Source organism: Flavimaricola marinus, from assembly GCF_900184895.1.
GTDB lineage: Bacteria > Pseudomonadota > Alphaproteobacteria > Rhodobacterales > Rhodobacteraceae > Flavimaricola > Flavimaricola marinus.
This window is the reverse complement of the sequence record NZ_FXZK01000005.1, coordinates 276,597-299,060: the sequence shown is the minus strand read 5'-3', so window position 1 is coordinate 299,060 and position 22,464 is coordinate 276,597. Positions and strand designations below refer to the sequence as shown.

Annotated in this window: 25 protein-coding genes; 14 read left to right on the top strand and 11 right to left on the bottom strand. The window is 66.0% G+C overall.

Annotation, left to right across the window (positions count from 1 at the left end; all coding sequences use genetic code 11):
* Positions 1-2 precede the first annotated feature (2 nt).
* Positions 3-608, top strand: a complete 606-nt coding sequence (locus LOM8899_RS14615; protein WP_093992952.1) for an SOS response-associated peptidase — start codon at positions 3-5, stop codon at positions 606-608.
* 75 nt (positions 609-683) lie between these two features.
* Here the strand turns inward: LOM8899_RS14615 and LOM8899_RS14610 are convergent, their stop codons facing one another.
* From LOM8899_RS14610 to LOM8899_RS14600, 3 genes are all read right to left on the bottom strand, one after another.
* Entirely contained in the window at positions 684-890 is a 207-nt protein-coding gene (locus LOM8899_RS14610) for a cold-shock protein (RefSeq protein WP_093992951.1), read from the bottom strand.
* A 251-nt stretch (positions 891-1,141) separates the two neighbouring features.
* Entirely contained in the window at positions 1,142-1,348 is a 207-nt protein-coding gene (locus tag LOM8899_RS14605; RefSeq protein WP_093992950.1) for a cold-shock protein, read from the bottom strand.
* A 188-nt stretch (positions 1,349-1,536) separates the two neighbouring features.
* Positions 1,537-1,743 carry a hypothetical protein gene (locus LOM8899_RS14600; protein WP_133065041.1) on the bottom strand — a complete coding sequence of 69 codons (207 nt, stop codon included), beginning with the start codon at positions 1,741-1,743 and terminating at the stop codon, positions 1,537-1,539.
* A 281-nt stretch (positions 1,744-2,024) separates the two neighbouring features.
* Between LOM8899_RS14600 and LOM8899_RS14595 the strand changes: the two genes are divergently transcribed.
* A complete protein-coding gene (locus LOM8899_RS14595) occupies positions 2,025-2,330 on the top strand; it encodes an arginine transporter (protein WP_093992948.1) in 306 nt (101 codons plus the stop codon).
* Between the two features lie 18 nt (positions 2,331-2,348).
* Here the strand turns inward: LOM8899_RS14595 and LOM8899_RS14590 are convergent, their stop codons facing one another.
* From LOM8899_RS14590 to glyA, 4 genes are all read right to left on the bottom strand, one after another.
* Entirely contained in the window at positions 2,349-2,774 is a 426-nt protein-coding gene (locus tag LOM8899_RS14590; RefSeq protein WP_093992947.1) for a hypothetical protein, read from the bottom strand.
* A gap of 39 nt (positions 2,775-2,813) precedes the next feature.
* A complete protein-coding gene (locus tag LOM8899_RS14585) occupies positions 2,814-3,362 on the bottom strand; it encodes a copper chaperone PCu(A)C (protein ID WP_245820550.1) in 549 nt (182 codons plus the stop codon).
* A gap of 46 nt (positions 3,363-3,408) precedes the next feature.
* A complete protein-coding gene (locus LOM8899_RS14580; RefSeq protein ID WP_093992946.1) occupies positions 3,409-3,756 on the bottom strand; it encodes a hypothetical protein in 348 nt (115 codons plus the stop codon).
* Between the two features lie 62 nt (positions 3,757-3,818).
* Positions 3,819-5,132 (bottom strand): serine hydroxymethyltransferase, encoded by a 1,314-nt coding sequence (glyA, locus tag LOM8899_RS14575; protein ID WP_093992945.1) that lies wholly within the window; start codon positions 5,130-5,132, stop codon positions 3,819-3,821.
* Positions 5,133-5,328: 196 nt separating this feature from the next.
* Here glyA and LOM8899_RS14570 point away from each other — a divergent pair, with 196 nt between their 5' ends.
* From LOM8899_RS14570 to LOM8899_RS14550, 5 genes are all read left to right on the top strand, one after another.
* Entirely contained in the window at positions 5,329-6,093 is a 765-nt protein-coding gene (locus LOM8899_RS14570; protein WP_093992944.1) for an NAD kinase, read from the top strand.
* Positions 6,094-6,278: 185 nt separating this feature from the next.
* Positions 6,279-6,713: a hypothetical protein gene (locus tag LOM8899_RS14565; RefSeq protein WP_093992943.1), complete on the top strand. Its 435-nt coding sequence runs from the start codon at positions 6,279-6,281 to the stop codon at positions 6,711-6,713.
* 66 nt (positions 6,714-6,779) lie between these two features.
* Positions 6,780-7,187: a curli-like amyloid fiber formation chaperone CsgH gene (gene csgH, locus LOM8899_RS14560; RefSeq protein WP_093992942.1), complete on the top strand. Its 408-nt coding sequence runs from the start codon at positions 6,780-6,782 to the stop codon at positions 7,185-7,187.
* Positions 7,187-7,624 carry a hypothetical protein gene (locus LOM8899_RS14555; RefSeq protein ID WP_133065040.1) on the top strand — a complete coding sequence of 146 codons (438 nt, stop codon included), beginning with the start codon at positions 7,187-7,189 and terminating at the stop codon, positions 7,622-7,624. Before csgH ends, LOM8899_RS14555 begins: the two co-directional genes overlap by 1 nt.
* Positions 7,625-7,672: 48 nt before the next feature.
* A complete protein-coding gene (locus tag LOM8899_RS14550; RefSeq protein WP_093992940.1) occupies positions 7,673-8,218 on the top strand; it encodes a hypothetical protein in 546 nt (181 codons plus the stop codon).
* 53 nt (positions 8,219-8,271) lie between these two features.
* Here the strand turns inward: LOM8899_RS14550 and LOM8899_RS14545 are convergent, their stop codons facing one another.
* Both LOM8899_RS14545 and LOM8899_RS14540 read right to left on the bottom strand, forming a co-directional pair.
* The gene (locus tag LOM8899_RS14545) at positions 8,272-10,173 is read right to left on the bottom strand and encodes a propionyl-CoA synthetase (protein ID WP_093992939.1); all 1,902 of its coding nucleotides are present in this window, start codon (positions 10,171-10,173) and stop codon (positions 8,272-8,274) included.
* A gap of 134 nt (positions 10,174-10,307) precedes the next feature.
* On the bottom strand, positions 10,308-12,599 hold the full coding sequence (locus LOM8899_RS14540; RefSeq protein ID WP_093992938.1) for an NADP-dependent malic enzyme: 2,292 nt from the start codon (positions 12,597-12,599) through the stop codon (positions 10,308-10,310).
* A gap of 132 nt (positions 12,600-12,731) precedes the next feature.
* Between LOM8899_RS14540 and LOM8899_RS14535 the strand changes: the two genes are divergently transcribed.
* The gene (locus LOM8899_RS14535; RefSeq protein WP_093993024.1) at positions 12,732-13,823 is read left to right on the top strand and encodes a cupin domain-containing protein; all 1,092 of its coding nucleotides are present in this window, start codon (positions 12,732-12,734) and stop codon (positions 13,821-13,823) included.
* Here the strand turns inward: LOM8899_RS14535 and LOM8899_RS14530 are convergent.
* Entirely contained in the window at positions 13,820-15,079 is a 1,260-nt protein-coding gene (locus LOM8899_RS14530; RefSeq protein ID WP_093992937.1) for a SulP family inorganic anion transporter, read from the bottom strand. The genes LOM8899_RS14535 and LOM8899_RS14530 overlap by 4 nt on opposite strands.
* Positions 15,080-15,244: 165 nt before the next feature.
* Here LOM8899_RS14530 and LOM8899_RS14525 point away from each other — a divergent pair, with 165 nt between their 5' ends.
* The 6 genes from LOM8899_RS14525 (at position 15,245) to LOM8899_RS23080 (ending at position 21,366) form a co-directional block, all read left to right on the top strand.
* Positions 15,245-15,637, top strand: a complete 393-nt coding sequence (locus LOM8899_RS14525) for a cytidine deaminase (RefSeq protein ID WP_093992936.1) — start codon at positions 15,245-15,247, stop codon at positions 15,635-15,637.
* A gap of 3 nt (positions 15,638-15,640) precedes the next feature.
* The gene (locus LOM8899_RS14520) at positions 15,641-16,942 is read left to right on the top strand and encodes a thymidine phosphorylase (RefSeq protein WP_093992935.1); all 1,302 of its coding nucleotides are present in this window, start codon (positions 15,641-15,643) and stop codon (positions 16,940-16,942) included.
* The gene (locus LOM8899_RS14515) at positions 16,942-18,111 is read left to right on the top strand and encodes a phosphopentomutase (RefSeq protein ID WP_093992934.1); all 1,170 of its coding nucleotides are present in this window, start codon (positions 16,942-16,944) and stop codon (positions 18,109-18,111) included. The genes LOM8899_RS14520 and LOM8899_RS14515 overlap by 1 nt, the downstream gene beginning before the upstream one ends.
* A gap of 11 nt (positions 18,112-18,122) precedes the next feature.
* Complete coding sequence (locus LOM8899_RS14510) at positions 18,123-19,094, top strand: adenosine deaminase (protein WP_168770553.1); 972 nt, start codon at positions 18,123-18,125, stop codon at positions 19,092-19,094.
* A gap of 87 nt (positions 19,095-19,181) precedes the next feature.
* Entirely contained in the window at positions 19,182-19,817 is a 636-nt protein-coding gene (gene upp, locus LOM8899_RS14505; protein ID WP_093992932.1) for a uracil phosphoribosyltransferase, read from the top strand.
* Positions 19,818-19,899: 82 nt separating this feature from the next.
* Complete coding sequence (locus LOM8899_RS23080) at positions 19,900-21,366, top strand: SPOR domain-containing protein (protein ID WP_168770551.1); 1,467 nt, start codon at positions 19,900-19,902, stop codon at positions 21,364-21,366.
* A 15-nt stretch (positions 21,367-21,381) separates the two neighbouring features.
* Here the strand turns inward: LOM8899_RS23080 and LOM8899_RS14495 are convergent, their stop codons facing one another.
* Entirely contained in the window at positions 21,382-22,401 is a 1,020-nt protein-coding gene (locus tag LOM8899_RS14495) for a hypothetical protein (protein WP_093992930.1), read from the bottom strand.
* Positions 22,402-22,464: the final 63 nt, after the last annotated feature.

Sequence of the window (22,464 nt, the reverse complement as noted above, 5' to 3'; positions counted from 1 at the left end):
CGGTGCCGGGCCGCCTGTTCCTGACCCGCGTGCCCGAGATGGCGGCGTGGTTGGGCGTGGCCTGCCCGGACGAGCCGGAGCGGAGCAATATCGCGCCGGGCCAGGAGGTCTTGTGCCTGACTGAGCTGGGTCTGGGCCGCGCCCGCTGGGGCATGATCCCTGTGGGCCGTGTCAACGCCCGCGGCCGCCCGGTGATGGAGACGATCGTCAACGCTCGCTCGGAAACGGTGTTCGACAAGAGCGCCTTTGCCGGGGTAAGCCGGGCCGTAGTGCCTTGCGACGGCTGGTATGAGTGGACGGGCGCGCGGGGGCGCAGGGTGCCGTGGCGGATCGCCCGCGCCGACGGGCAGCCGGTGGCCTTTGCCGCGATCCGCGATGTCTGGGCGGCGCCGGGTGGGCGTGAGGTGGCGCAGGTGGCCACGGTGACTTGTCCGCCGAATGCAGACGTGGCGGCGATTCACGACCGGATGGGCGTGATCCTCGAACGGTCGGCGGTGGAGGTGTGGTTGAGCGGCAGCGCGGAGGATGCCGCGGCGCTGATGCAGCCGGCCCCTGCGGGCACGTTGACTGTCGAAAAGGCGGAAGGGGTGGATTGGGCCGGCCCCTAGACCCCGGCGTTCGCGCCTATCCCGTTGGACCTGTGGGCAGCGCCGGCCGCCCACGGGCTGAGCATGAGCCTGAAATCAGGCGAGGGACAAGTTGACTGCCGACTCGCGGCCGTCGCGTCCGGCTTCGATGTCGAAGCTGACTTTCTGATTGTCCTGAAGTCCGGTCAGACCGGACCTTTCAACGGCAGAGATATGGACGAAAACGTCTTTGCTGCCACCATCGGGGGCAATGAACCCATATCCTTTGGTGGTGTTGAACCACTTCACGGTTCCTGTCGCCATGAGATGTATCCTCGTTAGTCCCGCTCGCGGAAGTGCAGCGGTGCGGCTCGGTCAGTGCTGATCGATTGACTGGCCGTGAGGAGACAGTGGTCGATAGAGTAACTTCGCGGAGGCAATATGCGCTTCCATTGGCAAAAAATCAAGAAATATTGGAATACGGGGCGATTCTCGGCAGTGATCTGCCGCAGGTCTCCAAACGCAAGAAAGGCGCCCGAAGGCGCCTTTCCAATGTCGATCTCGGGTGTCTGGGCTTATGCCAGAGCGAGATTGATCGCAGATTCGCGACCGTCGCGGCCAGCTTCGATGTCGAAGGTAACCTTCTGATCGTCGCGCAGGCCGGTGAGGCCGGAACGCTCGACTGCGGAGATGTGGACGAAAACGTCCTTGCTGCCGCCGTCGGGTGCGATAAAGCCGAAGCCTTTAGTTGCGTTGAACCATTTCACGGTGCCTGAAGCCATCGTGATTTCTCCTGTCAAATATCCTGCCCGCGAAAGTGCGGCAGGTCGGCGCCGTCAGTGTCATATCGAAGAACTGTGGCCGGTAAGGGAGACAGGGGTCGAAGAGAATAACGTTTGCGACGTCCGTATGATCCTTTTGCCGCGCAAAAGCAAGTCATTTCGCGGGGCCGACATCACGTCACGGCGGCCTAGGCGATTTCCGGCTGTAACTGTTCGTCTTGGAATTCGGTGTCGCCGCGCAGCAGGTAGAGCGCCGCAAGCAGAAGGATCGTGACCGGCCCGGAGGCGGCCCAGATCGAAATGGCGACGAGCAGACCGAAGCCCATCGAGAAGTAGGTGAACAGCGCCGTTCCGAATCCGAAGATACATCCCAGTAGCAATATCGTGGTGTGCATCTGTCCCTCCATCGGTCTCTGTTAACGTAGGTTGAGACTGTTAATGAGGCGTTAATGTGGCGGGTTCTGGACATATATGGAGCGATGTCGCGGAAATTGATCGAAACCGGCGAAATGCCGCCCGAAATGCCTGGTTTTCTGGTGAAATCCCGCTGGATCACGCCGACAGGCGCGTTAAGTTGAGCTAAACGCCGGTGGGCCGCTTGGATTTGAGTCAAACACCGGAAGAAAAGACCGCTGGTCAAACGCAGCGGGCATCACTTTGGAAGATGAGGCACTTCATGCACAAGGCGATCACTGTCCTGTCACTGGCGTTACTTGCGGCCTGCGGCGGGGCCTCTGTCAGCGGACCGATCGGCAATGCCTGTATGGATTCGGGCCGCTCTGCGGCGGGCCCTATCCTTTGCGCCTGCGTGCAGGGCGTCGCGGACCAGACCCTGAGCAGCGCCGATCAGCGCCGCGCGGCGACGTTCTTCGAAGACCCGGACAAGGCTCAGGAGACCCGGACATCGGACAATGCCTCTTCCGAGGCGTTCTGGGACCGCTATCGCGCCTTTTCGGATTCGGCCCGCCAGATCTGTGGCTAGGCCCGGTCGGGCCCGGCCTTAACGCAGCACCCCGCGTGCCGCCATGGCGCGCGCATAGAGATAGAGCAGCACGATCACCACCGCGATGGCGAGGCTGAAGATCGCGGCAAAGCTGCCCATGACCTCGAACGACGACGGCTCCGCGATCCCGAAGCTCCAGATCGCGGAGACGATCAGCCCGAGGAAGGACGCGAGGAACGCCTGCACCGCAAAGCGCGACCGCAAGAGAAGGAGCAGCGATCCGAGGATCGACCCCCAGACGCCGATCGCCCACGCCGCGTCGAACCAGACCGGCCGGCTGTCCATCAACGCCCGCTGCGGCTCTGTCAGCATCGACAGGTAGGCTTCGTTGTTCAGTTGCGTCATGAGATAGTCGTAGGCCCCGCCCGCGTTCCAGAGAAGCGAAACGCCGCCGACGACCCAGAGATGCCAGGGTGTGCGCATTGAGTGATCCTCCCAATGCGCAGTTTGCCTGATCGGCGGTTACTGGTCTACGGTTTCGTGATCCATGTGGTCTTCACCCATGTCATCGTGGTCCATCTCGCCGTGGTCCATCGCCCCGTGCCCGATTGCGGCGGCTTCTTCGTCGCTCATCACCGGCACGTCGAGGATGATCTCGGCGCCGCTTTCGAACACCAGCGTCAGCGGAACGGTGTCGCCGGGTTCGAGCGTTTCACCGACCCCCATGAGCATGACGTGATGGCCGCCGCGCTCCATGACGATCTCGCCGTCGGTTTCCAGGGCAAAGCCTTCGGGGACGTGCCGCATCTGCATGACCCCGTCGCCGGCGTCGATATGGGTGTGCAATTCCGTCTTCGCGGCGATAGGCGATCGCGCGTCGATCAGCCTGTCATCCGCGCCTCCGTGGTTGTGGATGACCATGAACGCCGCGGCGGTCGGAGCGCCCGGATAGGCGGTGCGGGCATAGGCGTCGTGCACCTCGGGCCCATCCGCGTGGGCGGGGGCGGCCAGAGCGAGGCTGGCGAGGAGGGCGGCGAATAGCGTTTTGGTCGGCATGCGTGCATTGAGCATGGCTCGTGTCCTTTGTCTTGGGTGTCACTGTCTGATGGATGTCAGGTCAGACAGCCCAAGGCGGACCGGTCGCCGGGGGCAGGTGCGGCCGTGCGGTGGGCGCTTTGCTCACGTCTTGCGGCACACCGCCGAGGCGGCTCATTGCGAGATGCAGATCGCCGGGCCGTGGCAGCGCCACGTCGGCCAGAAAGGCCAGCGTCGCATCGGGGCAGATGTGCGACGGCCCGACGGGATTGCCGTCGGCGTCGAGCTGCACCGTGACCAGCCCGCCACCCACGCACAACACCGCCTCCATCACCGCGGGGCCTGTGCCGCGCGCCGACGTGACCATCTGTCCGGTGAGGAACAGCACGGCGACCATGAGGCCGGCGGTCAGCTGTTTGAGGAGGGTCATCGGCGGCACGGCACCTTTGGCGGAGGGAATGGCATCGCGACCGGGGCCGCGATGCCCGAAGCTTAGAGGTTTGGATAGATCGGGAAGCGGTCGCAGAGGGCTTCGACTTCGAGCCGGACCTTCTCCTCCACTTCGCCGTTGTCGTTTTCGCCGTTGGCGGCCAGACCGTCGACGACTTCGACGATCCAGTCAGCGATCTGCCGGAACTCCGCCTCGCCGAAGCCGCGGGTTGTTCCTGCGGGGCTGCCGAGCCGGATGCCGGAGGTGATCGTCGGCTTCTCGGTGTCGAACGGGATGCCGTTCTTGTTGCAGGTGATATGCGCACGGCCCAGAGCGTTCTCGGTGGCGTTGCCCTTGACCCCTTTGGGCCGCAGGTCGACGAGCATCAGGTGCGTGTCGGTGCCGCCGGTGACGATGTCGAGCCCGCCTTTCATCAGCTGATCGGCCAGCGCCTGCGCGTTGCGGATCACCTGACCCTGATAGATCTTGAATTCCGGCCGCAGAGCTTCGCCGAAGGCGACGGCCTTGCCTGCGATCACGTGCATCAGCGGGCCGCCCTGAATGCCGGGGAAGATCGCCGAGTTGAACTTCTTGGCCATTGCCTCGTCGTTGGTGAGGATCATGCCGCCGCGCGGGCCGCGCAGGGTCTTATGCGTCGTCGTGGTGGCGACATGCGCGTGCGGGAAGGGCGAGGGATAGAGCCCGGCCGCGACGAGGCCCGCAAAGTGCGCCATATCGACCAGCAGGTAGGCACCCACGCTGTCTGCGATCTCGCGCATTTTCGCAAAGTCGATGATCCGCGGAATGGCAGAGCCGCCCGCGATGATCATCTTGGGCTGATGCTCGGTCGCCAGCTCCTGGATCTGGACATAGTCGATCTCGAGGTCTTGCGCCCGCACACCGTATTGAATGGCGTTGAACCATTTGCCCGACTGGTTGGGCCGTGCGCCGTGGGTCAGGTGACCGCCTGCATCGAGGCTCATCCCCAGAATGGTGTCGCCGGGCTGCAGCAGCGCCTGAAACACACCTTGGTTGGCCTGAGAGCCGGAGTTGGGCTGCACATTAGCAAAGCCGCAATCGAACAGCTGGCAGGCCCGTTCGATGGCGAGGTTTTCGGCCACGTCGACGAACTGACAGCCGCCGTAGTAGCGCCGTCCAGGATAGCCTTCGGCGTATTTGTTGGTGAGCACGGAGCCTTGCGCTTCCATGACGGCGGCCGAGACGATGTTCTCGGAGGCGATCAGCTCGATCTCCTTGCGCTGCCGGCCGAGTTCGGCGCTCATCGCCGCAAAGAGCGCGGGATCGCGGGTGGACAGGCTTTCGGTGAAGAAACCGCCGCTGGTAGTCAGGCTGTCGGATGGGGTGGGGGCGTTCATGAAACGAGGTCCTTTCGCAGAGCCGTGGGCTTGGTTGCGCGTTCTATAGCGCAGCGATGGCCGGGCCAAAAGCAGCAAAACGTCGCTGCTTGACGCAGGGGCGTCATCGCTCTGCGTCGCCGGTGGCCAAAGGCCGGCGCTTGCCTTTCAGCGGCCACTGGTCGACAAACAACGGGCGCAACCTGAAAGGTCGGCCATGTCCTTGACGAAAATAGCCTTTGCCGCGAGTGGAGCGCCGACGGCGCAGGCCGCTCTGGCGTCCTTGTCGACGCGCTATGGCAACGTGCCCCTGGAACAGGCCGACATCGTCGTGGCCCTCGGCGGGGACGGCTTCATGTTGCAGACATTGCACCGCACCGAACATCACGACCTCGCCGTCTATGGGATGAATCGCGGCACTGTGGGCTTTTTGATGAATGCCTATTCCGAAGAGGGCCTGCCCGAGCGCCTTGCCGATGCCGAGGAGGCGGTGATCAACCCGCTTCGCATGGAGGCGTTCACCGTCTCGGGCGAGCGCCACGAGGGGTTGGCCATCAACGAGGTCAGCCTGCTTCGCGCCGGTCCGCAGGCGGCCAAGCTGCGCATCACGGTCGATGGCAAGATGCGGATGGAGGAGTTGGTCTGCGACGGGGCGCTGGTCGCCACCCCGGCCGGGTCGACCGCCTACAACTATTCCGCCCACGGCCCGATTCTGCCGATTGGATCGGACGTTCTGGCCCTGACCGCCATTGCGCCGTTTCGTCCGCGCCGTTGGCGCGGGGCGCTGTTGCCGAAACAGGCACTGGTGCAGATCGATGTGACGGAGCCCGAGCGTCGCCCGGTGATGGCGGATGCCGACAGCCGCTCTGTCCGCGACGTTGCACGGGTGCTGATCCATAGCGAACCCAAGGTCCGGCACCGGCTTCTGTTCGATCCCGGTCACGGTCTGGAAGAGCGTCTGATCCGCGAGCAATTCGCCTGATCCATTCGTAAACCATTGATCCGAATGAAAAGCCGCCGGCCAATCGTGCCGGTGGTTAACCAATATCACCGCCCCTGTCATAGCCTGACAGGCCGGTGATATTGGCTGTTTTGGCGGCCTGCCTCCTGATCGTTTCACCGGCTCGCACCAAACGCGGCGCCTTAATTCAGAACAGGAGAGACCCCATGACCACCAAGACAGTGACCACCGCCATCGCCGCCGCATTGACCCTCGTGATGGCGATGCCCGTCGCCGCCGACGGCAACCGGGCCACGATCACCCAATACGGTTGGCAGAACGGCGCCGGCACCAGCCAGGTCGGTGTGCGCAACCAGATGACCGTCTGGCAGCAGGGGGGCCGCAACACCACCATTTCGACGCAGGACGGCCGCCGCAACCAGACCGTCGTCAGCCAGTCCGGCCGCGGCAACGACACCGTCGCCACCCAGACCGGCCGCTGCAACGTCCTCGGCGTCTCGCAGAGCGGCAACCACAACACGGTGGATGTCGATCAGAACGGCGGCTGCAATGCGCTGGGCGTCATTCAGGTCGGCAACGGCAACAATGCCGAGACCACCCAATACGGCCACGGCAACGTGACGGTCGTCGTTCAGAACTGAGCCAGCCGCAGTGTCCGGGGGGCCGCCGCGCCCTCCGGCCCCTGTCTACATGCAAGGAGCATAACGATGTCTGTCCTTCACTTCGGTGCCGCCGCGCTGACCGGGCTTGGCCTTGCCGCCTGTGTCACCAGCGCCGCCCCCGCCACCCAGACCGCCGCGAGTTTCTCGGCCGTCGCTCCGTTTTCCTGTCGGATCGAGGCGATCCCACGCGCCGGCCAGACCGAGGTGCGGGCCAGCATCAGCGCCCATGCGCCGGTGTCGGGCCTGTTCTGGCTGGATCTGGCGCAACAGAGCGCCGGGGGTTCGTCCAACATCTCGCAATCCGGCCCGTTCTCGGCCAGCGCGGGCGAGACGCTGACCCTCGGGTCGGCCAGCTTTGGCGGCGCGGCCTCTGCCCTTCGCGGCCGGATGGTTCTGACGTGGCAGGGTGGCGAGGTCCGCTGCCCGGTGACCGCCCCGATCGGAGCCCTGTGATGAGCGCTCCATGCTGGCCGGCCTTGGCTGTGGCGCTTTCGCTGTCGCCGGGGGTGAGCGCGGGCATGGCGCGGGCAGAGACCGTGACGGTTGTTCCCGGCAGCGTCACCATGCAGATGACCCCGCAGGAATTCCGCGCTCACCGGGTGGATCGAGGCACGGCCCTGACTGCCGCCGATATGCAGCAGCCACCGTCGGCCGGGGTGCGGGTGCTGCAAAACGGCGATCACAACACCGCCACCGTCGCCACGCAGCCGGGCAATGCGGCGATGGTCATCCAGCAGGGGGACGGCCACGCCGCCACCGTGACGCAGGAGGCCACAGGGCAGGGCGCCTTGGTGATCCAGACCGGAACCGGCGGAGCGACCGATCTGACCCAGACCACGCAGGGCGAAAAGGTGGTGATCGTGCAGCACAGCTGGCAACCTCGCCGTTGACTTGGCCCACCGCTCTGTCAATTTGGCGCTCGTTCAGGGAGTGCTGTGATGCGAGCGACGGGTTTGGGTGCGATGACGGTGATGGCTTTGGCCATGGCGGGCTGTGCGATCCCGCCGGTCGGGCTGGGCGACTTCGTCCCGGTCCGGCAATTGCTGGCCGAGACCGAAGGCCTGCCCTATCAATGCGTCCGCCTGAACCCCGACAGCGAAAGTTGCAACCTCGTCTCGACCCTGCGCCGGGTCGGCGGCGAATACGAGCTCAAGAGCCAGTTCGCGATGTCCTTTGGGCAGACGATGTATCTGGACGTCACTGAAAGGCTGGTCGAGCGGAATGGCACGATCTGCGTGGTGTCGGAGCAGTATACTACCGTTCTCGTCGGCGGTGGCCCGGCCATTGCAGGGATGGAGGGCTTCGAAGACGTGGCCCCGCCCGCGCCGCCAGAGATGCCGCTCTGCTATGCCTATTACCGGGGGATCAAGGGCGGTTATGTCAGCGCCGAGCTGGACAGTCAGGGCCGGCTCGATCCGGCCAGCGCCTATCCGGTGACGTTTCTGGCCAGTTCGCCCCGGCTTCAGGCGGTGGGCATTCCGTAGCCTGCCCACCGGGCGGCGCCGGGCCTGACCATGGCCCGGCAGATGCCCCATAATCAGCCCTGCGATCCGCCCTTGGCGTAACCCACCGTTTGCAGCGCGTCCCGCACCTCGTCGAGGATCGCCGGGTCGTCGATGGTGGCGGGCATCTTGAACGGCTGGCTGTCGGCGATCTTGCCCATGATGCCGCGCAGGATCTTGCCCGAGCGGGTCTTGGGCAGCCGGTCGACGACGACCGCCAGCTTGAACGCGGCGACGGGCCCGATCTGATCGCGGACCATCTTGACGGTTTCGGCCACCACCTCGGCATCCGACTTGGTGCAGCCCTTGTTCAGGCAGAGGAACCCGAGCGGCAGCTGCCCCTTCAACTCGTCCGCGACGCCGATCACCGCGCATTCGGCAACGTCCGGGTGAGCGGCGAGCACTTCCTCCATCGCGCCGGTCGAGAGCCTGTGGCCCGCGACGTTGATCACGTCGTCGGTGCGGGCCATGATCCAGAGGTAGCCGTCTTCGTCCTTCATCCCTGCGTCGCCGGTCTCGTAGTAGCCGGGGAAGGTGTTGAGGTAGCTTTTGCGGAACCGCTCTTCGGCGTTCCAGAGGGTCGGCAAGGTTCCGGGGGGCAGCGGCAGCTTGATCGCGATCGCCCCGAGCGTGCCCGGCCCGACTTCGTGCCCGCCTTCGTCGAGGATGTGCACGTCGTAGCCGGGCATCGCCACGGTGGGCGAGCCGATCTTGACCGGGAGCGCCTCGATCCCCGTGGGATTGCCGGCGATGGTGTAGCCCGTTTCGGTCTGCCACCAATGGTCGTAGACCGGCACGCCCATCACCTTTTGCGCCCATTGGATCGTGTCCGGGTCGGCCCGTTCGCCCGCAAGATAGAGTGCTTGCAGACAGGAGATGTCGTGCTTCTTGATCATCTCGCCCGTGGGGTCTTCGCGCTTGATCGCGCGGAAGGCCGTGGGGGCGGTGAAGAAGCTCTTGACCTTGTGGTCTTCGATCACCCGCCAGAAGGTGGCCGCGTCGGGGGTGCCGACGGGCTTGCCCTCGAACACCACGGTGGTGTTGCCGTGGATCAGCGGACCGTAGCAGATATAGCTGTGCCCCACGACCCAGCCCACGTCGGAGGCCGCCCAGAACACGTCGCCGGGATCGACGTTGTAGATCGCCTTCATCGTCCAGTTGAGCGCGACCAGATGCCCGCCGGTGGGCCGCACCACGCCTTTGGGCGCGCCGGTCGTGCCCGAGGTGTAGAGCACATAGGCCGGGTGGTTGCCCTCGACAGGCACGCAGTCGGCAGGGGGCACGTTCTGCGCCTCGACCCAGTCGATGTCCCGCCCCGGGGTCAGCTCTGCCGCGCATTGCGGTCGCTGGAAGATGATGCAGGTTTCCGGGGTGTGCTTGGATTGGTTGATCGCGTCGTCGAGTAGCGGCTTGTAGCCGATGACCTTGGCGCCTTCGAGCCCGCAGGAGGCCGCGATCACCGCCTTTGGGGTGCAATCGTCGATCCGGACCGCAAGTTCATGCGCCGCAAAGCCGCCGAAGACCACCGAATGGATGGCCCCGATCCGGGCGCAGGCGAGCATGGCCACCAGCGCCTCTGGGATCATCGGCATGTAGATGATGACCCGGTCGCCTTTCCCCACCCCTCGTGCCACCAGCGCACCGGCGAGGCTCGCGGTTTTGCCCTGAAGTTCGGCAAAGGTGATTTTGGTGACCGAGTTGGTGACCGGGCTGTCGTGGATGATGGCGACCTGATTGCCGCGCCCGTTTTCCACGTGCCGGTCGACCGCGTTGTAGCAGGTGTTGACCATCCCGTCGGAGAACCACTCGTAGAGCGGGGCGTTTTCGGCATGGAGCGCCTTGGTCGGCGGCACATCCCAATCGATGGCTTTGGCTTGCGCCATCCAGAAGGCCTCTGGATCGGATTGCCAGCCGGCATAGACGTCGCGGTATCCCATGGTATTCCTCCACCCTGTTGACGGTTTTTACGCGCGGTCGAGCCAATCGCGCAAGCGGGTGCGACATGGTTGCGCTAACGCGGCCGGACGGTGCGGCGCGCGCCTGCGGCGACGCCCCGCCCGCCGTCCCGTTTCTAGCCGTAATGCGCCACCGGCGTGCCGGCCAGGGCGGACATGTTGAGCAGACCGCGTGCCGTGATCGACGGCGTCACGATATGCGCCCGGTTGCCCATGCCCATCAGGATCGGGCCGACTTCCAGCCCGCCGCCCTTCATCTTGAGGATATTCCGCACGCCGGAGGCCGCGTCGGTATTGGCGAAGACCAGCGTGTTGGCCGCCCCGCTCAGCCGCGACCCGGGGAAGATCCGCTCGCGCAGGTCGACGTCGAGCGCCGCATCGACGTGCATCTCGCCCTCGTAGGCGAAATCGCGCGGTTCGGAATCGAGGATCGCGAGCGCCCCCCGCATCCGCGCACCGGTGTCGCAATCGAGATTGCCGAACTGGCTGTGCGAACACAGCGCGATTTGCGGTGTCAGCCCGAAGCGCCGCACGTGCCGGGCCGCGGCGATGACCGTTTCGGCGATCTGTCTCGGCGTTGGTTCCGGGTGCACCTGCGTGTCGGCCACGAAGAGCGGGCCGTCTTCGAGGATCATCAGGCTGAGCGCGCCGATCGGGTGGTAGCCGCCCGTTCCGAGGATCTCGTCGACATATCTCAGGTGCCAGAGGAATTGCCCGAAGGTGCCGCAGATCAGGCTGTCGGCCTCGTCGCGGTGGACCATGACCGCGCCGATTGCGGTCGTGTTGGTCCGCATCACCGCCCGAGCGATATCCGGCGTCACCCCCTTGCGGGCCATCAGCTCGTGATAGGTGCCCCAGTAGTCGCGGTAGCGCGGGTCGTTCTCAGGATTGACGATCTGGAAATCGGTGAGCGGCCGGATCTTGAGCCCCGCCCGTTCGCACCGCGCCTCGATGACCTCGGGGCGACCGATCAGGATCGGTGTCTCGGTGGTCTCTTCCATCACCGCCTGGGCGGCGCGCAGCACCCGCTCGTCCTCGCCTTCGGCAAAGACGATCCGGCGCGAGGCCGTGGCCGCCGCGCTGAACACCGGCCGCATGATCATCGCGGAACGGAAGACCGAACCGTCGAGCCGCGCCTTGTAGGCGGCCATGTCCTCGATCGGCCGGGTGGCGACCCCGGTTTCCATCGCGGCCTTGGCCACGGCGGAGGCGACGACGCCCATCAGCCGGGGGTCGAAGGGCTTGGGGATCAGGTAGTCGGGGCCAAATGTCAGGTGTTCGCCCTGATAGGCGGCGGCGGCCTCGGCGCTGGTGGTGGCGCGGGCGAGGGCGGCGATCCCCTCGATACAGGCGATCTTCATCTCGTCGTTGATCGTGGTCGCACCCACGTCGAGCGCCCCTCGGAAGATGAAGGGAAAGCACAGCACGTTATTGACCTGATTGGGGTAGTCGCTGCGCCCGGTGGCGATGATCGCATCCGGCGTGACGGCGCGGGCCTCGCCGGGATCGATCTCCGGGTTCGGGTTGGCCAGCGCGAAGATGATCGGCTTGGGCGCCATCTTGGCCACCATCTCGGGCGTGAGCACGCCGGGACCGGAGAGGCCGAGGAACAGGTCTGCCCCTTCGATCACCTCGTCGAGGGTCTTTGCCTCGGTCCCTTGGGCATAGGCCGCCTTTTGTGGCGTCATGTCACTTTCCCGACCTTCGTAGACAAGCCCCTGAAGATCGCACAGATAGACGTTTTCCCGTTTCAGCCCCAGTTTCAACAGCATGTTGAGGCAAGCGATCCCGGCAGCGCCGCCACCGGTGGACACGACTTTGATGTTTTCGAACGACTTGCCCGAAACCTGCATCGCGTTCGTGGCCGCAGCACCGACGACGATGGCGGTGCCGTGCTGGTCGTCGTGGAAGACGGGGATGTTCATCCGCTCGTTGCAGATCTGTTCCACGATAAAGCAGTCGGGCGCCTTGATATCCTCGAGATTGATCGCGCCGAAGGTCGGCTCCAGCGCGCAGACGATGTCGGCCAGCTTGTAGGGATCGGGCTCGTTCAATTCGATGTCGAAGCAGTCGATGTTTGAGAATTTCTTGAACAGGACCGCCTTGCCTTCCATCACCGGCTTTGACGCCAGCCCGCCGATGTTGCCCAGCCCCAGCACGGCGGATCCGTTCGTCACGACCGCGACCAGATTACCCCGGGCGGTGTAGTCGCGGGCGGTGTCGGGATCGTTCTTGATCTCGATGCAGGCCTCGGCCACGCCGGGGGAATAGGCCCGGCTGAGATCGCGCCCGTTGGCCAGAGGCTTCGTCGCCCGGATCTCGAGCTTGCCCGGTTTGGGAAAGCGGTGATAGTCGAGCGCGGCTTGCCGCAGGCCTTCGCGTGTGCTGTCGCGGGGGATCTCGGCCATGGCATATTCCTTTGGAAGTGAAGTTGTTTAAGGCTAAACTAAACCGGGCCTGCAAGGGAAGCCGGTCGGCTCGGCTTTTGCATGAAACACCTGCTCTTGCAAATGCCGTTCGCTGCGGCGAAGGTCTGCCCCATGACCGACCACGACACCATCCGCGCCGAAATCTGTGTGCCGACGACCGACCTGAAGGCCGATTTGGCGTTTTTCGGCGAGGTGATGGGGATGCGTCTCGATGCGATCTTTCCAGCCGACGATCCGGCTGTCGCGGTGTTTTCCGGCCTTGGCCTGAACCTGCGTCTCGATCAGGGACAGGGCGGCCCGCCGGGCCTGATCCGTGTGCTGACCGACGACGCCGAGTTCGCCGGGGGCGAGCCTGTCCTGAAGGCGCCCGGTGGCACCCGTATCGAGGTGCATCCGCTGAACCCGCCGCTGGAGCTGCCGCCGACCGAGCACGCCTTTGTCGTCCGCCGTCTGACCGACGGCGCGCCCTGGGTGATTGGCCGGGCCGGGATGCACTACCGCGATCTGGTGCCGACCCGGCTGGGCGGCTCGATCATCGCCAGCCACATTCGGATCCCGGACGGTGGTCCTGTCCCGGATATGGTGCATTTCCACAAGGTCGGGTTTCAGCTGATCTTCTGTTATCGCGGCTGGGTCGATGTGGTCTATGAGGATCAGGGCGGCCCGATCCGTTTGACCGCGGGCGATTGCTTTATCCAGCCGCCCGAGATCCGCCACCGCGTCCTAGAGGCCAGCGACGGGATCGAGGTCATCGAGATCGGCGTGCCCGCGCAGCATGTGACCGAGATCGACCACGAGATGACCCTGCCCACCCCGGATCTCCGCCCGGACAGGGAATGGCAGGGCCAGCGCTTTGTGTTCAATCAGGCCGAGGGCGCCGAGTGGCAGCCGTTTCGCCTGTCCGGCTTTGTCGCCCGAGACACCACGATTGCCGCCAACACCCACGCCGTGGCCGACGTGAAGGTGGTGCGCAAGGGCGGCGGCGATCCGGTGCGCTCGCGTCACGACGCCGACATTCTGTTCGGCTTTGTCACGCAGGGCACCATGACGCTGGAGGGCGAGGGCAAGCTGCCGCAGAGCCTTGTGGCGGGCGATGCCTTCGTGATTCCGCCCGGCATGGCGACCCTCTGGGCCGATCCGTCCGACGATTTCGAGCTGTTGGAGGTGGCCTTGCCCGGTGCCTTCGAGACGCAGCCCGTCTAGCGGTCGGGCGGGCTCCAGTCCCTGGGGCTTTTGTCCTGCCGCAGCCGCAGCGCCAGCCCGAGAGAGACGCCGACCCCGATTGCCACGGTGAGATCGGTGAACACGGTCAGCACCAGCGTCAGGATCAGCAGAACCCGGTCGGCCATCGGCCCGGCCATATAGCCCCGCCATTTGTGCGGCTCGCTCATGTTCCATGCGGTGAGGATCAAGAGCCCGGCGAGCGCCGGCATCGCCAGATATCCCGCCAGCGGCGCGGCCAGCAGCATCACCAGAAGGATCGTCAGGGCGTGCACGATCCCGGCCACCGGCGTCTTGCCGCCCGCCCGCACGTTGGTGGCCGTTCGCGCAATCGCGCCGGTGGCCGGAAGACCGCCGAAGAGCGCCGATCCGATGTTGGCAAAGCCCTGCGCCAGCACCTCGGCATTGGGACGGTGATGCCCGCCGATCATCTTGTCGGCGACCATTGCGGAGAGCAGCGATTCAATCCCGGCCAGAAAGGCGATCACGATGGCCGAGGGCAGCAGCTCGACCATTCGGTCGAGGCTGATCTCGGGCAGGGCGGGCCACGGCAGGGCGCTGGGCAGCGCCCCGAACCGCGAGAAGATGGTGTCGACGGGCAGCGCCGCAAAGGCCACAAGTGCCGATGTGACCCCGACGGCAACGATCAGTCCGGGGAATTTCGGCGCGATCCGCCGCAGCAACGTGATCAGGACCATCGTGGCCAGCCCGATCCCCACGGCCGTCCCGCTCAGGCTGTGTCGCGCCGCCCAGAGCGCCTCGGTCTTGGCGATGAATTCCGCCGGGACCTCGTCCAGCGACAGCCCGAGGAGGTCCTTGATCTGGCTGGTGGCGATGATGATGGCGATGCCGATGGTAAACCCGTTGATCACCGGTTCGGGCACATAGGCCACCAGATTTCCCGCCCGCAGATAACCAGCGATCAGCATGATCACCCCGGCCATCAACGTGGCGAGGATCAGCCCGTCATAGCCATGCTCGGCGATGACCCCGAAGACCACGACGATGAACGCCCCGGTCGGCCCGCCGATCTGCACCCGGCTGCCGCCCAGCAGCGAAATCAGGAAGCCGCCGACGATTGCCGTCACCAGCCCCTTTTCCGGACCCGCCCCGGAGGCGATGGCGATGGCGAGGCTCAGCGGCAGGGCGACCATCGCGACGGTCATGCCCGCCAGCAGGTCGTTGCCGAACTGCTGCCGATCATAGCTGGCCAGCGTCGTGAGTATCTTGGGTTTCATGGGCGGACATTCTGCCTCGGTCCGGGGAAATTCAAGACGGTTTCGCGCGCCGTCCGCCAGCGACCGCTGCTGACGTGGGGGCCGTGATGCGCAGTCGGGGCCGGACCCCCTTGCATCCGCCGAACGGTCGGCCCAAGGTTTGAGCGTTGCCCAAGGAGCCTGCCGATGACCCTGATGGAGACTGCCCGCGCGGTGCGCGAGAATGCCTATGCCCCCTATTCCAAGTTCAAGGTGGGCGCCGCCATCCGGGCGGCATCGGGCGCCGTCTACGGCGGGGTGAACGTCGAGAACGTCGCCTATCCCGAAGGCACCTGCGCCGAGGCCGGCGCGATTGCCGCGATGATTGCCGCAGGCGATACCGTGATCGAGGAGGTCGCCGTGATCGCCGACAGCCCGATCCCGGTCAGCCCCTGCGGCGGCTGCCGCCAGAAGCTGTCCGAATTCGGCGCGGGCGATGTCGTGGTGACCATGGGCACGACCGATGGTTTGACCCAGACCACCACCTTGGCCGACCTTCTTCCGGGTGGGTTCACCCAAGAATACATGGAACGGACCTAGCCCGTGGATGCGCGCGCGATCATCGCCGGGCTGCGTCGCGGCGAGGTGCCCTCGGCCGAGGCGCTACAGTGGTTTGCCGCCGGCCTCGCCAGTGGTGCCGTGACCGACGCGCAGGCGGGTGCCTTTGCGATGGCGGTCTGCCTGAACGGTCTGGGCGACGAAGGCCGCGTGGCCCTGACCCGCGGGATGCGCGATTCCGGCGACGTGCTGCATTGGTCGATGCCCGGACCGGTCCTCGACAAGCATTCGACAGGCGGCGTGGGCGATTGCGTCAGCCTTCTGCTCGCCCCGGCGCTGGCCGCCTGCGGCGTCTATGTGCCGATGGTGTCCGGCCGGGGCCTTGGCCACACCGGCGGCACCCTCGACAAGCTGGAATCGATCCCCGGCCTGAGCGTGTCCGTCACCGAAAAGACCCTGCGCGACGTGGTGGCGAAGGTCGGCTGTGCGATCGTTTCCGCCACTGGCCAGATCGCGCCTGCCGACAAGCGCCTCTATGCCATCCGTGATGTGACCGGCACCGTCGAGAGCATTGATCTGATCACCGCGTCGATCCTGTCCAAGAAGCTGGCGGCCGGCCTCGAGGGCCTTGTTCTGGACGTGAAGTCGGGCAGCGGCGCCTTCATGAAGACCGACGAGGAGGCCGAGGCCTTGGCTCGGGCGCTGGTCGAGACGGCCAAGGGGGCCGGCTGTCCGACCGCGGCCTTCGTGACCGATATGGATCAGCCCTTGGCCCCCAATCTGGGCAATGCGCTTGAGGTGGCTGTGTCGATGGAGGTGATGTCGGGCAATCGGTTGGCGGCACCGCGCCTGCACGATCTGACCGTCGCCTTGGGCGGGCGCCTGATGGCGCTGAGCGGGGCTGCCGAGGGCGAGGCCGAGGAGCAGATCGCCGCGACCCTGACCGACGGCCGCGCGATGGCCCATTTCGCGGCGATGGTCGCGGCGATGGGCGGCCCGCCGGATATGGCCGACGACTGGCGCACGCACCTGCCTTCGGCCCCCTATATCGTCGACGTGAAAGCCCCCGACGCTGGCCACGTGGCCGCGTGGGACGGCGAAGCCCTTGGCCTGATCGTCGTCGATCTTGGCGGCGGCCGTAGGGTGGAAACCGACAAGGTCGATCCCGCCGTGGGGATCTCGGACGTGGTGGACATTGGCGTCAAGGTCGGCCCCCGAGACGTGCTGGCCCGTGTTCATGCCCGCACTAGGGAGGACGCCGAAGCCGCGGCAACGGCTGTTTTGCAGACCGTCACGATTGGCGACAAGCCCGCCATCCGTCCTCTCATTCATGCAAGGATCGACTGATGGGACGGGCCTTCCTCGTGGTGATCGACAGCGTGGGCATCGGCGGTGCGCCGGATGCCGACAAGTTCTTTAACGGTGACCGTCCCGATACCGGGGCCAACACGCTTGGTCATATCGCCGAGGCCGGTGTCGACCTGCCGGTGATGGCCGAAATGGGCCTGTGGCGCGCATTGAACCTCGCCTCCGGTGTCGACTTGGGTGGCCCCAAGCCGACCGGCGCCTGGGCGGCGGCGACAGAGCAATCCAAGGGCAAGGACACCCCGTCCGGTCATTGGGAGCTGGCCGGTGTGCCGGTGCCGTGGGAGTGGCATACCTTCCCGGATGCCGATCCGGCCTTTCCTGACGATCTGGTCGTCGAAGTCTGTCTGGCCGCCGGCACCGGCGGGATATTGGGCAATCGCCATTCCTCCGGCACGGTGATCCTCGACGAGGAGGGTGCCCGCCATATGGAGACGGGTTGGCCGATCTGCTATACCTCGGCCGACAGCGTGTTTCAGATCGCGGCCCACGAGGAACGCTTTGGGTTGGAGCGTCTGCTCGACCTGTGCCAGACCATCGCCCCCACATTGCACGCGATGAAGGTGGGCCGGGTGATCGCACGGCCGTTTCTGGGATCGGCGGAGGAGGGCTTTACCCGCACCGGCAACCGCCACGACTATGCCATTGATCCGCCGTCTCCGACTTTGTGCGATTGGGTGCATGACGCCGGTCGTCCGGTCCATGCCATCGGCAAGATCGGCGACATCTTCTCGATGCGCGGTATCGATGACGTGCGCAAGGGCCGCGACGCAGTGCTGATGGAGCATCTGGGCGAGCGCATCGCCGATGCCGAGGACGGCAGCCTGACCTTTGCCAACTTTGTCGAATTCGACAGCGAATACGGCCACCGCCGGGATGTGCACGGCTATGCCCGCCATCTGGAATGGTTTGACGCCGCCTTGGGCCGCCTTTTGCCGGAGTTGCGCGACGGCGATCTGCTGATCGTCACCGCCGATCACGGCAACGACCCAAGCTGGACCGGCACCGATCACACCCGCGAGCGCGTCCCGGTCCTCGTTCACGGCGTCGGGGCCAAGGAGCTGGGCCATGTCGCCTTTGTCGACGTGGCCGCCAGCGTGGCCGATCATTTGGGCGTGCCTTCGCACGGCCCCGGAAGGAGTTTCCTGTGAGTTATCGCGCAATGCCCAAGGTCGAGTTGCATCTGCATCTGGAGGGCGGGGCGCCGCCTGCGTTCATCCGGGGGCTCGCCAAGGAAAAGAACATCGATATCTCAGGGATATTCGATGAGCAGGGGGGCTATCTCTACCGCGATTTCGAGCATTTCCTGCAGGTCTATGAGGCCGCCTGCACCACCCTGACCGGGCCGGAGGAGTTCCGCCGCCTGACCCTCGCCGTTCTGGAAGAGAGCGCTGCGCATGGTGTGGTCTATTCCGAGACGTTCGTGTCGCCCGATTTCTGCGGCGGCGGCGATGTCGGCGCGTGGCGCGAGTATCTGGCCGCGATGGTCGAGGCCGCCGACGAGGCCGAGCGCACCATGGGGATCACCCTCAAGGGGATCGTGACCTGCATTCGCCACATGGGGCCGGAGCAGGCCAAGACGGCCGCAAAGTGCGCCGCCGAAACCAAGGGTGATTTCATCGTCGGCTATGGCATGGCCGGGGCCGAGATGGTGGGCCGTCCGGGCGATTTCGCCTATAGCTTTGACATGGCCCGCGAGGCCGGGCTGCGCATCACGTGCCATGCGGGCGAGTGGGGCGGGCCGGACATGGTTGCCGATACGATCCGCGATCTGGCACCAGAGCGGATCGGCCACGGCATCAACGCGATCAAGGACTTGGCCCTTGTCGATCAGATTGCCGAGCAGGGGATCGTGCTGGAGGTCTGTCCCGGCTCGAACGTGTTCCTGAACGCCGTCCCGTCGTGGGAGGCCCATCCGATTGCCAAGCTGCGCGACCGCGGCGTGAAAGTGACCGTCAGCACCGACGATCCGCCGTTCTTTCACACCACGATGACCGACGAGTTCGACATGCTCGCCCGCACCTTCGGCTGGGAGGAGGAGGTGTTGAGCGAACTCAACCAAACCGCCCTCGACGCAGCTTTTTGCGACGACAAGACCAAAGAGGCGGTGGCCAAGCGGCTGGCTGCGGGGTAGTCGGTGCCGAGGGGCGCGGCCCCCGATCCGACGGCCGCTCGACGGCCCCCGGGCCAAGATGGAATGACAGCGAGATGAGGTGTGCTGATGACGACTGAGCATTTGACCGTGGTGACCCACCCCCTGGTGCAGCACAAGCTGACCATCATGCGCGAGAAGGACACCTCGACCGCGTCGTTCCGCCAATTGCTGCGCGAGATCAGCCATCTGCTCGCCTATGAGATCACCCGCGAATTGCCGATGACGACCAAGCGCATTGAAACGCCGATGGAGCCGATGGACGCGCCGCAGATCGAGGGCAAGAAGCTCGCCCTGATCTCTATTCTGCGGGCGGGCAACGGCTTGCTCGACGGCATTCTTGAGCTGATCCCCTCGGCGCGGGTCGGCTTTGTCGGCCTCTACCGCGACCCGGAGACGCTGCAGCCGGTGCAGTATTACTTCAAGGCCCCCGCCAACCTCGAAGACCGGGTGACGATCGTCGTCGATCCGATGCTGGCCACGGGCAATTCCTCGGCCGCCGCGATCGATCTGATCAAACAAGCGGGCGCGCGGGACGTCCGTTTCATGTGCCTGCTCGCCGCGCCCGAAGGCGTCGCACGGATGAAAGAAGCGCATCCCGATGTCCCGATCGTCACCGCCTCTCTGGACAGTCATCTGAACGATCACGGCTATATCGTGCCCGGTCTGGGCGATGCGGGCGACCGGATGTTTGGCACCAAATAGGGCCAAATTAAGGCAGGAAGCGCTTTACAATCATATGTCTAGTTTGGCATCCTGACGCAATATCTTGCGGGGGATAATGGTTATGACGCGATTCTTGGACGCGGTTGTTCGGACGTTTGCAACAATGGCAGTGGGGGCGGCGTCGATGGCGTTGGTGCCTGCGGCTCAGGCGCAGGTGTCGTCAGGGGATATCCCGGCCGAGTTTCCACCCTCGAGCTATACCGCCAATCAGTATGTCGACAGCAACGGCTGCGCCTTTATCCGGGCCGGCATATCGGGCGCCGTGACATGGGTGCCGCGGGTCGATCGCAGCCGCAGCCAGCTTTGCGGGTTCCAGCCGACCTTCGCAGCGGCCCCGGCGCCGGAGCCCGCACCGGCTCCAGCCCCGGCGCCGACCGTCGAGGTCGCGCAGCCGGAACCTGCACCGGCGCCCGCCCCGGCGGCTGTTGCCCCGGCCCCGGCTCCGGTCGTCGCCGCGGCCCCGACGCCTCCGCGCAGCACCAACGTCGGCGCACCGACGGTGACCGTGGCGTCCGTCGTCACGCCGCCGACAATCGGCGCAAGCGCCCCGCGCCCCGTCGCCGCGCCGGTAGCGCCCGCCGCTGAGCCTGTCGCCGCCGCCGCACCGCAGCGCATCAGCCAGTCGGAGGCCTGCGCCGGCCTGACCGGCATCCAGCCCAACCTCATCAATGCCCGCACCGGCGATCCGATCGACTGCGGCAGCGCACCGCGCATGGCCGCAACTCCGGCCCCGGCTCCCGTTGCCGCACAGCCGGCGCCGCTGCGCCTGACCCTGAGCGAGATCTGTGCCCGCGTCGCATCGACCGGCCAGACCTTTGTCAATCAGGCGACGGGCGAGCCGGTGGAGTGCCCATCGGCGCCGGTGACCGTGGCCAGCGCGACAGTGCCGATGGCCCCGTCGCGCCCTGCGGTCGCTCCTGCGTCTGCCGAGGCAGCGACATGTCCGGGTGTGACCTTTGTCGGCGGCACGACCCGTTATCCGTTGCGTTGCGGTCCGCAGGCGCTGTCTCCCTCCGGGATCGCTTCTGTGCCGGCCGATCCGCATAGCGTGGCCCGCGCTCAGGCGCCGATCTTTGGCGCGGCCCCGGTGCCGGCGTCCAATCCGGTGGGCGCCTCGGCCGTCGCCGCCACCGTTCCGCGCGGCTATCAGCCGGTCTGGGACGATGGCCGGGTGAACCCCAACCGCGGTGTGCCGCGCGCCGTCGCCGGCGCCGTGGTGACCCAACCGCAGCAACCCGTCGCCCGCGTCTCGACCCGTGCCGTGCCGCAAGCGGTTACAGCGCCCGCTCTGCAGGGCAACGGGCACCGCTACGTTCAGGTCGGCACCTACGGCGATCCGGCGAATGCGCAGCGTGCGGTGGCGCGTCTTCAGAGCCTCGGCCTGCCCGTCGGCACCGCCCGCGTGACCCGCAACGGTCAGGCGCTTCAGGTGGTTGCGGCTGGTCCCTTCGGCGATGCGGGCGGGCTTCAGGCGGCCCTGCGGGCGGCCCGTTCGGCCGGTTACGGGGATGCCTTTACCCGCCGCTGATGCGGGCGGGGCAAGTCAGATCTGGCAGATGTTCTGCAGGCTGACCCATTCACCATCGGTGAGGATGATCGGCAGATCCTGATTGGAGAGCCGGTCCGCCTCGATCAGGTCGATCACTGTTTCCCCTGACGGATCAAGCGCGTAGGCATAGGGCGCGAGCGGCACTTGTGCGGTTTCGAACCCGGGGCCGAGCACATCGGCCCCGGCGCGCGGGGGCGGTGAGATCACCAGTTTCGTGGCGTAGTTCTGCAGCGCGTCGGTCGGAATATCGCCTGTCGTCAACAGCCGCAGCGTTGTTCCGAACCCTGCATCGGCCAACACCGGCTCCAGCGGGTCGGCCTCGGTCCGGCTGAGCGCGGCGGCCAGGACGTATCCGGCGATCACCGACGGGTCCGAGGTGCCTTCGACCATTTGCTGCGTCAGCAGGATGATCCCGCCGGGCAGATACACCGGCTGGTTCAGCCCCCCCGGCAGCACGAGGATTTGCCCCGGCGCGTCGCGCCCCAGAACCCGCTCCTTGAGTTGCGCGAGCGCCTGTGTGCCGAGCGGATTGCGGCAGGAGGCCCCGGTGAGCCGTTGCAGATGACCGAGCAGCGTCGCCCCGATCTCGGATCGCTTGACCGGGGGGACCACGCTGAGCGTCTGCCGTGTCAATGCGCCCGGAAGCCAGAAGACGCCGAGCCCCAGACAGGTCAGCAGGACCAGCCCGCCAACCGATTGCCTGAGCCGCCCCGGACGGGGCCGGGCGCGGGCGAGCGACCGCCGCACCTGCTCGATCGCGTCGATCATGGTGTCGTCTTCGATTTCGAGCGTTTCGGTGCCGTCGGGATCGGGCGTGAAGAGCGCGGGCAACTTGCCCGGGTTGATCCGCGAGATCGCCGGCAGCGACCAGTGGGTGAGCGGCCGGTTCGCGCTGTCAGTGATCACCAATGTGGCCTCGCCAAAGGACAGGCCGACCTCGCGCCGCTGGTCCTCTGGCGTGGCGCGCCAGAGGCCGGTGCTCTCCAATCGTGCGTATTCCTTGAGTGCCGTCATACGGATGCCGGGCCTGCTCTGCCTCTTTGTTCGGGGCAGTATAGGACCGAAGTCGCGCCATGG

Excerpts from the sequence above, each read along its gene's own strand:
- LOM8899_RS14610 (WP_093992951.1), bottom strand. The coding sequence starts at position 890 with ATGGCGACAGGAACCGTGAAGTGGTTCAACACCACCAAAGGATATGGG.
- LOM8899_RS14605 (WP_093992950.1), bottom strand. The coding sequence starts at position 1,348 with ATGGCTTCAGGCACCGTGAAATGGTTCAACGCAACTAAAGGCTTCGGC.
- LOM8899_RS14600 (WP_133065041.1), bottom strand. The coding sequence starts at position 1,743 with ATGCACACCACGATATTGCTACTGGGATGTATCTTCGGATTCGGAACG.
- LOM8899_RS14595 (WP_093992948.1), top strand. The coding sequence starts at position 2,025 with ATGCACAAGGCGATCACTGTCCTGTCACTGGCGTTACTTGCGGCCTGC.
- LOM8899_RS14590 (WP_093992947.1), bottom strand. The coding sequence starts at position 2,774 with ATGCGCACACCCTGGCATCTCTGGGTCGTCGGCGGCGTTTCGCTTCTC.
- LOM8899_RS14585 (WP_245820550.1), bottom strand. The coding sequence starts at position 3,362 with ATGCTCAATGCACGCATGCCGACCAAAACGCTATTCGCCGCCCTCCTC.
- LOM8899_RS14580 (WP_093992946.1), bottom strand. The coding sequence starts at position 3,756 with ATGACCCTCCTCAAACAGCTGACCGCCGGCCTCATGGTCGCCGTGCTG.
- glyA (WP_093992945.1), bottom strand. The coding sequence starts at position 5,132 with ATGAACGCCCCCACCCCATCCGACAGCCTGACTACCAGCGGCGGTTTC.
- LOM8899_RS14570 (WP_093992944.1), top strand. The coding sequence starts at position 5,329 with ATGTCCTTGACGAAAATAGCCTTTGCCGCGAGTGGAGCGCCGACGGCG.
- LOM8899_RS14565 (WP_093992943.1), top strand. The coding sequence starts at position 6,279 with ATGACCACCAAGACAGTGACCACCGCCATCGCCGCCGCATTGACCCTC.
- csgH (WP_093992942.1), top strand. The coding sequence starts at position 6,780 with ATGTCTGTCCTTCACTTCGGTGCCGCCGCGCTGACCGGGCTTGGCCTT.
- LOM8899_RS14555 (WP_133065040.1), top strand. The coding sequence starts at position 7,187 with ATGAGCGCTCCATGCTGGCCGGCCTTGGCTGTGGCGCTTTCGCTGTCG.
- LOM8899_RS14550 (WP_093992940.1), top strand. The coding sequence starts at position 7,673 with ATGCGAGCGACGGGTTTGGGTGCGATGACGGTGATGGCTTTGGCCATG.
- LOM8899_RS14545 (WP_093992939.1), bottom strand. The coding sequence starts at position 10,173 with ATGGGATACCGCGACGTCTATGCCGGCTGGCAATCCGATCCAGAGGCC.
- LOM8899_RS14540 (WP_093992938.1), bottom strand. The coding sequence starts at position 12,599 with ATGGCCGAGATCCCCCGCGACAGCACACGCGAAGGCCTGCGGCAAGCC.
- LOM8899_RS14535 (WP_093993024.1), top strand. The coding sequence starts at position 12,732 with ATGACCGACCACGACACCATCCGCGCCGAAATCTGTGTGCCGACGACC.
- LOM8899_RS14530 (WP_093992937.1), bottom strand. The coding sequence starts at position 15,079 with ATGAAACCCAAGATACTCACGACGCTGGCCAGCTATGATCGGCAGCAG.
- LOM8899_RS14525 (WP_093992936.1), top strand. The coding sequence starts at position 15,245 with ATGACCCTGATGGAGACTGCCCGCGCGGTGCGCGAGAATGCCTATGCC.
- LOM8899_RS14515 (WP_093992934.1), top strand. The coding sequence starts at position 16,942 with ATGGGACGGGCCTTCCTCGTGGTGATCGACAGCGTGGGCATCGGCGGT.
- LOM8899_RS14510 (WP_168770553.1), top strand. The coding sequence starts at position 18,123 with ATGCCCAAGGTCGAGTTGCATCTGCATCTGGAGGGCGGGGCGCCGCCT.
- upp (WP_093992932.1), top strand. The coding sequence starts at position 19,182 with ATGACGACTGAGCATTTGACCGTGGTGACCCACCCCCTGGTGCAGCAC.
- LOM8899_RS23080 (WP_168770551.1), top strand. The coding sequence starts at position 19,900 with ATGACGCGATTCTTGGACGCGGTTGTTCGGACGTTTGCAACAATGGCA.
- LOM8899_RS14495 (WP_093992930.1), bottom strand. The coding sequence starts at position 22,401 with ATGACGGCACTCAAGGAATACGCACGATTGGAGAGCACCGGCCTCTGG.